This is a genomic window from Methylobacterium sp. WL116 (assembly GCF_008039455.1).
Taxonomy (GTDB): Bacteria; Pseudomonadota; Alphaproteobacteria; order Rhizobiales; family Beijerinckiaceae; genus Methylobacterium.
Genome location: NZ_VRUV01000548.1, coordinates 1 through 2,888 on the forward strand (window position 1 = coordinate 1; position 2,888 = coordinate 2,888).

The 2,888-nt window shown below is 71.3% G+C and carries 2 protein-coding genes; both read right to left on the minus strand.

Going from position 1 to position 2,888, the window contains the following annotated elements:
* Positions 1 to 1,472: aminopeptidase N (pepN, locus tag FV223_RS24285; RefSeq protein ID WP_147729374.1), on the minus strand; the 1,472-nt coding region annotated here is incomplete at its 3' end.
* A 160-nt stretch (positions 1,473 to 1,632) separates the two neighbouring features.
* Positions 1,633 to 2,888, minus strand: a 1,256-nt coding sequence (locus tag FV223_RS24290) for a family 2A encapsulin nanocompartment cargo protein cysteine desulfurase (RefSeq protein WP_147729375.1), incomplete at its 5' end; no start/stop codon positions are given.

Genomic DNA, 2,888 nt, shown 5'->3' on the forward strand with positions numbered 1-2,888 from the left:
GGTACGAGCGCCACCGGGATCACCAGCGGCGGCCCGGCCGCCTCCAGGCTCTGGCGGAAACCGAGCGTGCAGCGCCGGGACGCCGCGTCGTAGGCGCGGGTCACGGCGAGCGTCGGCGTGCCGGGGCGCTCGTACCAGCGCGCGAAGGCCGTGAGGTCGCGTCCCGTCACCGCGGCGAAGGCCGCCAGGAAGTCCTCGACGGTGGCCGCCGTGCCGTCGTTGTCGGCGAAGTACCGGTCCATGCCGGCCCGGAAGGCGTCGGCCCCGATCAGCGTGCGCAGCATCCGCACGATCTCGGCGCCCTTGTCGTAGACGGTCGCCGTGTAGAAGTTGTTGATCTCGGCATAGGCCCCCGGCCGGACCGGGTGCCGGAGCGGGCCGGCATCCTCGGGGAACTGCCGCGCGCGCAGGTTGCGGACCTCGCCGATGCGGTGGACGGCGCGCGAGCGCATGTCCGCGCAGAATTCCTGGTCGCGGAAGACCGTCAGGCCCTCCTTCAGGCAGAGCTGGAACCAATCGCGGCAGGTGACGCGGTTGCCCGACCAGTTGTGGAAGTACTCGTGCGCGATGATGCGCTCGATCGCGGCGTAGTCGCCGTCGGTCGCGGTCTCGGGCGAGGCCAGGACGTACTTGTCGTTGAACAGATTGAGGCCCTTGTTCTCCATCGCGCCCATGTTGAAGTCCGACACGGCGACGACGTTGAACACGTCGAGGTCGTAGGCGCGCCCGAAGGTCGCCTCGTCCCAGGCCATCGAGCGGATCACCGCGTCGAGGGCGTAGGCGGCGCGCGGCGCCTTGCCGGGCTCGACGTAGACCGCGACCGCGACGGCCCGGCCCTCCATCGTGGTGAAGTCCTGCGCGACCCGGTCGAGGGCGCCCCCGACGAGGGCGAACAGGTAGGCGGGCTTCGGGTGCGGGTCGTGCCACACGGAAAAGTGCCGACCGGTGCCGGGCACGTCGCCGGCCTCCACCGGGTTGCCGTTGCCGAGCAGCACCGGGGCCTCCGCGCGCTCGGCCTCGATCCGGGTGGTGTAGACCGCCATCACGTCGGGCCGGTCGAGGAAGTAGGTGATCCGGCGGAAGCCGTCGGCCTCGCACTGGGTGCAGTAGACGCCGTTCGAGCGGTAGAGCCCCATCAGCTTGGTGTTGGCGGTCGGGTCCACCCGCGTCGCGATCGTCAGCTCGAACGGCCCTTGCGGCGGCGCGTGCAGCGTCAGCCCGGCCGGGCTCGCCGCGTAGGCGTCGGCGGCGAGCGGCACGCCGTCGAGCTCCAGCCCCTCCAGGACGAGGTCGTCGCCGTCGAGCACCAGGGGGACGCCGGTGCGGCCGGCCGGGTTCAGGCGCAGCGCGAGCCTCGCCGTGATCCGCGTGTCGTGCGGCGCCAGCCGCACGTCGAGGTCGACGCGGTCGATCAGGAAGTCGCTCGGTCGGTAGTCCTGAAGCCGGATCTGGACGGGCGTATCGGTTCGCATGCGGGGCCTCGCTCGGCTGGCCGGAAGTCGGGACCGTTCTGGTCCCGCCGCCGCCGCGGTGCAACGGCGATGCCCGCCGGCCGATCGACAAACGGGAAGGCCCGATGCCGCGGCGACGGCATCGGGCCTTCGTTCGTGCCGGCGATCCTGCCGAACGCCGCTACCGCGGCAGGCGGTGCAGGGCCTTGAGGAACACGTCCACGTCCGCACGGGTGTTGTAGAAGGCGAGCGAGGCGCGGATCGACTGGTCGACGCCGAAGCGGCGCAGGGCCGGCAGGGCGCAATGGTGCCCGGAGCGCACGGCGACGCCGTGGCGGTCGAGGTGGTGGGCCACCGCCTCGTTCGTCTGTCCCTCGATCACGAAGGACATCACGCTCGCCTTCTCGCGGGCGGTGCCGATCAGGCGCAGGCCCCTGATGTCGGCGAGGCCGGCCTGCGCATAGTCCAGCAGGTCGTGCTCGTAGGCCGCGATCGCCGGCAGGCCGACGCTCTCGAGATAGTCGAGCGCCGCGCCGAGGCCCACGGCGCCGGCGATGTCCGGCGTGCCCGCCTCGAACTTTTCCGGCGCGCCCTTGTAGACGGTTTTCGTGAAGGTGACGTCCTCGATCATGTGGCCGCCGCCCTGCCACGGCGGCATCGCCGCGAGGAGGTGCGTCTTGCCGTAGAGCGCGCCGATGCCGGTCGGCCCGAAGACCTTGTGGCCCGAGAAAACCACGAAGTCGGCGTCGAGCGACTGCACGTCGATCGGGATGTGCGGGGTCGACTGGGCCGCGTCGACCAGCACCGGCACGCCGTAGGCGTGGGCGAGGGCGATGATCTCGCGGACCGGGTTCACCGTGCCGAGCGCGTTGGCGACATGGGTCACCGAGACGATCTTGGTCCGGCCCGACAGCAGGGCGGCGTACTGCTCGAAGATGATCTCGCCGCGATCGTCGACCGGGATCACCCGCAGGGTCGCGCCGGTGGCCTGGCTGAGCAGCTGCCAGGGCACGATGTTGGCGTGGTGCTCGATCGTCGAGACGATGATCTCGTCGCCCGGGCCGATGTTGGCCCGGCCGTACGAGTTCGCGACGAGGTTGATCGCCTCCGTCGTGCCGCGCAGGAAGACGATGTCGTCCTTCGAGGGCGCGTTGAGGAAGCGGCGCACCTTCTCGCGGCCGCCCTCGAACAGGTCGGTGGAGCGCGCGGCCAGCGCGTGCGCGGCCCGGTGGATGTTCGAGTTGTGGCGGGCGTAGAACTCGGAGGTCGCGTCGATGACCGATTGCGGCTTGTGCGTGGTCGCCGCGTTGTCGAGCCAGACCAGGGGGTGCCCGTTCACGCTCTGGTGCAAGGCCGGGAAGTCCTTCCGGATGTGCTCGACGTCGAAGGGCGCGCCCGCCGGGCTCGACCGGGTCGAGGTCGCGCGCGGGGCCGGCC